This window comes from Rathayibacter sp. Leaf296, from assembly GCF_001423045.1.
Lineage (GTDB): Bacteria > Actinomycetota > Actinomycetes > Actinomycetales > Microbacteriaceae > Rathayibacter > Rathayibacter caricis.
This window is the reverse complement of sequence record NZ_LMNR01000004.1, coordinates 1-5,639: the sequence shown is the minus strand read 5'-3', so window position 1 is coordinate 5,639 and position 5,639 is coordinate 1. Positions and strand designations below refer to the sequence as shown.

Genomic DNA, 5,639 nt, shown 5'->3' with positions numbered 1-5,639 from the left:
CGAATACTTCGATCACTCTCGTTGTGAAGCTCCTTTGTGGGGTGGAGGCGGGGTGTGTCCGATTCTTGAGAACTCAACAGCGTGCACTATGTTCAATGCCAATTTTATAACCCCGGCCGGGTTTTGTGATCCGGTTGGGATTCCTTTGGAAATTGATGTCAGTAATGATGTCTTATTTGCTAGAGGTCAAACTTGACTTCCTTCTCTTCGGGGTTGGAGTCGTAATTTTTTTACGGAGAGTTTGATCCTGGCTCAGGACGAACGCTGGCGGCGTGCTTAACACATGCAAGTCGAACGATGAAGCCCAGCTTGCTGGGTGGATTAGTGGCGAACGGGTGAGTAACACGTGAGTAACCTGCCCTTGACTCTGGGATAAGCGCTGGAAACGGCGTCTAATACCGGATACGACCTGCCCCGGCATCGGGTGTGGGTGGAAAGTTTTTCGGTCAAGGATGGACTCGCGGCCTATCAGCTTGTTGGTGAGGTAATGGCTCACCAAGGCGACGACGGGTAGCCGGCCTGAGAGGGTGACCGGCCACACTGGGACTGAGACACGGCCCAGACTCCTACGGGAGGCAGCAGTGGGGAATATTGCACAATGGGCGAAAGCCTGATGCAGCAACGCCGCGTGGGGGATGACGGCCTTCGGGTTGTAAACCTCTTTTAGTAGGGAAGAAGGACTTCGGTTTGACGGTACCTGCAGAAAAAGCACCGGCTAACTACGTGCCAGCAGCCGCGGTAATACGTAGGGTGCAAGCGTTGTCCGGAATTATTGGGCGTAAAGAGCTCGTAGGCGGTTTGTCGCGTCTGCTGTGAAAACCCGAGGCTCAACCTCGGGCCTGCAGTGGGTACGGGCAGACTAGAGTGCGGTAGGGGAGAATGGAATTCCTGGTGTAGCGGTGGAATGCGCAGATATCAGGAGGAACACCGATGGCGAAGGCAGTTCTCTGGGCCGTTACTGACGCTGAGGAGCGAAAGCGTGGGGAGCGAACAGGATTAGATACCCTGGTAGTCCACGCCGTAAACGTTGGGAACTAGATGTGGGGACCTTTCCACGGTCTCCGTGTCGCAGCTAACGCATTAAGTTCCCCGCCTGGGGAGTACGGCCGCAAGGCTAAAACTCAAAGGAATTGACGGGGGCCCGCACAAGCGGCGGAGCATGCGGATTAATTCGATGCAACGCGAAGAACCTTACCAAGGCTTGACATATACCGGAAACTTCCAGAAATGGTTGCCCCGCAAGGTCGGTATACAGGTGGTGCATGGTTGTCGTCAGCTCGTGTCGTGAGATGTTGGGTTAAGTCCCGCAACGAGCGCAACCCTCGTTCTATGTTGCCAGCACGTCATGGTGGGAACTCATAGGAGACTGCCGGGGTCAACTCGGAGGAAGGTGGGGATGACGTCAAATCATCATGCCCCTTATGTCTTGGGCTTCACGCATGCTACAATGGCCGGTACAAAGGGCTGCGATACCGTAAGGTGGAGCGAATCCCAAAAAGCCGGTCTCAGTTCGGATTGAGGTCTGCAACTCGACCTCATGAAGTCGGAGTCGCTAGTAATCGCAGATCAGCAACGCTGCGGTGAATACGTTCCCGGGCCTTGTACACACCGCCCGTCAAGTCATGAAAGTCGGTAACACCCGAAGCCGGTGGCCTAACCCCTTGTGGGAGGGAGCCGTCGAAGGTGGGATCGGTGATTAGGACTAAGTCGTAACAAGGTAGCCGTACCGGAAGGTGCGGCTGGATCACCTCCTTTCTAAGGAGCATCTGGGCACCGCAGGGTGTCCCAGGCGCCAGATCGAAGCGAATGTCTTCGCTGGTAGCTCATGGGTGGAACATTGAACTAGGTGCAGGTCGAGTTCGTCTCGTGTCAGTACAGCCTTCGGGTTGGGAACGCACGGTACGGAGGGTGGCTTGCACATGCACGCTGTTGGGTCCTGAGGGACCGGGCCGGCTGTCTTCGGATGGTTCGGGTCGACCTTCTGGATCCTTTCTCCACGCCTGGGTGTGTGGGGGAGGGGTACCGCCCGTATTTTGAGAACTACACAGTGGACGCGAGCATCTTAGATTCGAGACTTCGGTCTCGGATCGACAGAGGCGCAGGGATGCCTTCGGGTGTTCCTGCAAATCATTGAAATCTGCAATCTTCGAATTGTAGTTTCTTAACTCATGTGATTTTCAAGTTTTTAAGAGCAAACGGTGGATGCCTTGGCATCTGGAGCCGAAGAAGGACGTCGTAATCTGCGATAAGCCTCGGGGAGCTGATAAACGAGCTGTGATCCGAGGATTTCCGAATGGGGAAACCCCGCCAGGCCCCTTGTGGTGACCTGGTGACTCCCGCCTGAATATATAGGGCGGGTAGAGGGAACGTGGGGAAGTGAAACATCTCAGTACCCACAGGAAGAGAAAACAACAGTGATTCCGTTAGTAGTGGCGAGCGAACGCGGAAGAGGCTAAACCGAGCCATGTGTGATACCCGGCAGGGGTTGCATGGTCGGGGTTGTGGGACTTTTCGTCGTGTTCTGCCGAGCACGGAACGTTACAGCGCATCATAGACGAACAGGTTTGAATGCCTGGCCAGAGCGGGTGCGAGCCCCGTAGTCGAAATGGTGTTATGGCGTGAAGAGTATCCCAAGTAGCACGGGGCCCGAGAAATCCCGTGTGAATCTGTCAGGACCACCTGATAAGCCTAAATACTCCCAGATGACCGATAGCGGACAAGTACCGTGAGGGAAAGGTGAAAAGTACCCCGGGAGGGGAGTGAAATAGTACCTGAAACCGTTTGCTTACAAACCGTCGGAGCCTCCTTGTAGGGGTGACGGCGTGCCTTTTGAAGAATGAGCCTGCGAGTTAGTGCTCTGTGGCGAGGTTAACCCGTGTGGGGCAGCCGTAGCGAAAGCGAGTCCGAATAGGGCGATTCAGTCGCAGGGTCTAGACCCGAAGCGAAGTGATCTATCCATGGCCAGGTTGAAGCGACGGTAAGACGTCGTGGAGGACCGAACCCACTTCAGTTGAAAATGGAGGGGATGAGCTGTGGATAGGGGTGAAAGGCCAATCAAACTTCGTGATAGCTGGTTCTCTCCGAAATGCATTTAGGTGCAGCGTTGCGTGTTTCTTGCCGGAGGTAGAGCTACTGGATGGCCGATGGGGCCCAAAAGCTTACTGACGTCAGCCAAACTCCGAATGCCGGTAAGTGAGAGCGCAGCAGTGAGACTGTGGGGGATAAGCTTCATAGTCGAGAGGGAAACAACCCAGACCACCAACTAAGGTCCCTAAGCGCGTGCTAAGTGGGAAAGGATGTGGAGTTGCACAGACAACCAGGAGGTTGGCTTAGAAGCAGCCACCCTTGAAAGAGTGCGTAATAGCTCACTGGTCAAGTGATTCCGCGCCGACAATGTAACGGGGCTCAAGCACGCCACCGAAGTTGTGGCATTGACATTTTGTGGTAGGCCTTCGTGGTCCAGCCGTGTTGATGGGTAGGAGAGCGTCGTGTGGCGAGTGAAGCGGCGGTGTGAACCAGCCGTGGACGCCACACGAGTGAGAATGCAGGCATGAGTAGCGAAAGACGGGTGAGAAACCCGTCCTCCGGAAGACCAAGGGTTCCAGGGTCAAGCTAATCTTCCCTGGGTAAGTCGGGACCTAAGGCGAGGCCGACAGGCGTAGTCGATGGACAACGGGTTGATATTCCCGTACCGGCGAAGAACCGCCCAAGACAATCCAGTAGTGCTAAGTATCTGAATCCCTTTGATGGATCCCTTCGGGGTGAAGCGTTGGGCCTAGCGTACGACCCCGTGCTGGTGCGTTTAGCGTATTAACAGGTGTGACGCAGGAAGGTAGCCGAGCCGGGCGATGGTTGTCCCGGTCTAAGGATGTAGGGCGAACGATAGGCAAATCCGTCGTTCATATAGCCTGAGATCTGATGGGTAGACGCAAGTCGAAATCGGTGATCCTATGCTGCCAAGAAAAGCATCGACGCGAGGTTCTAGCTGCCCGTACCCCAAACCGACTCAGGTGGTCAGGTAGAGAATACCAAGGAGATCGAGAGAATCGTGGTTAAGGAACTCGGCAAAATGCCCCCGTAACTTCGGGAGAAGGGGGGCCTGAGGCGTGAACGGACTTGCTCCGGGAGCGTTCGATGGCCGCAGAGACCAGTGGGAAGCGACTGTTTACTAAAAACACAGGTCCGTGCTAAGTCGCAAGACGATGTATACGGACTGACGCCTGCCCGGTGCTGGAAGGTTAAGAGGAACGGTTAGCCGCAAGGCGAAGCTGAGAATTTAAGCCCCAGTAAACGGCGGTGGTAACTATAACCATCCTAAGGTAGCGAAATTCCTTGTCGGGTAAGTTCCGACCTGCACGAATGGCGTAACGACTTCCCAGCTGTCTCAACCGCGAACTCGGCGAAATTGCATTACGAGTAAAGATGCTCGTTACGCGCAGCAGGACGGAAAGACCCCGTGACCTTTACTATAGTTTGGTATTGGTGTTCGGTGTGGCTTGTGTAGGATAGGTGGGAGACTGTGAAGCGGGCACGCTAGTGTTCGTGGAGTCATTGTTGAAATACCACTCTGGTCACTCTGGATATCTAACTTCGAACCCTAATCGGGTTCAGGGACAGTGCCTGATGGGTAGTTTAACTGGGGCGGTTGCCTCCTAAAAAGTAACGGAGGCGCCCAAAGGTTCCCTCAACCTGGTTGGCAATCAGGTGGCGAGTGTAAGTGCACAAGGGAGCTTGACTGTGAGACTGACAAGTCGAGCAGGGACGAAAGTCGGGACTAGTGATCCGGCAGTGGCTTGTGGAAGCGCTGTCGCTCAACGGATAAAAGGTACCTCGGGGATAACAGGCTGATCTTGCCCAAGAGTCCATATCGACGGCATGGTTTGGCACCTCGATGTCGGCTCGTCGCATCCTGGGGCTGGAGTAGGTCCCAAGGGTTGGGCTGTTCGCCCATTAAAGCGGTACGCGAGCTGGGTTTAGAACGTCGTGAGACAGTTCGGTCCCTATCCGCTGCGCGCGTAGGAAATTTGAGAAGATCTATCCCTAGTACGAGAGGACCGGGATGGACGAACCTCTGGTGTGTCAGTTGTTCCGCCAGGAGCACCGCTGATTAGCTACGTTCGGAACGGATAACCGCTGAAAGCATCTAAGCGGGAAGCCGGCTTCGAGATGAGATTTCCATCCCTTCGGGGGAGAGGCTCCCAGCCAGATTACTGGGTTGATAGGCCGGATGTGGAAGACAGGACTAAAGACTGTCGGAGCTGACCGGTACTAATAAGCCGATAACTTGATAATCACTACACTCATACCGTTGTAAAGGCTGGTAGGAGTGGTCAGAGATTGCTTGCGTCCACTTTGTGGTTCCCAGAATACGGGCACCGCACCACCGTCAGGTGGTGCACATAATTGAATACACGCGAGACGTGTAACCCAGATTTGACCCCCACCGGCACTGAGTGTGGTGGGTGTGTCGCAAGGGTTACGGCGGCTATAGCGAGAGGGAAACGCCCGGTCACATTCCGAACCCGGAAGCTAAGACTCTCAGCGCCGATGGTACTGCAGGGGGGACCCTGTGGGAGAGTAGGACACCGCCGGACACCATTCACGATGGCCACCCAGAAATGGGTGGCCATCGCTGTTTA

Annotated in this window: 1 protein-coding gene and 3 rRNA genes; all 4 read left to right on the top strand. The window is 55.0% G+C overall.

The features are described 5' to 3' along the window. Nucleotides 1–196 (top strand): hypothetical protein (locus ASF46_RS19830; protein WP_235577028.1); only part of this gene is annotated, 196 nt, incomplete at its 5' end. A 33-nt stretch (nucleotides 197–229) separates the two neighbouring features. After that, a 16S ribosomal RNA gene (locus ASF46_RS18625) occupies nucleotides 230–1,755 on the top strand. Nucleotides 1,756–2,175: 420 nt separating this feature from the next. Then, nucleotides 2,176–5,292, top strand: a 23S ribosomal RNA gene (locus ASF46_RS18620). A 185-nt stretch (nucleotides 5,293–5,477) separates the two neighbouring features. Then, nucleotides 5,478–5,594: ribosomal RNA gene (gene rrf / locus ASF46_RS18615) — 5S ribosomal RNA — on the top strand. The 16S, 23S and 5S rRNA genes sit together here, the layout of an rRNA operon. Nucleotides 5,595–5,639 lie beyond the last annotated feature (45 nt).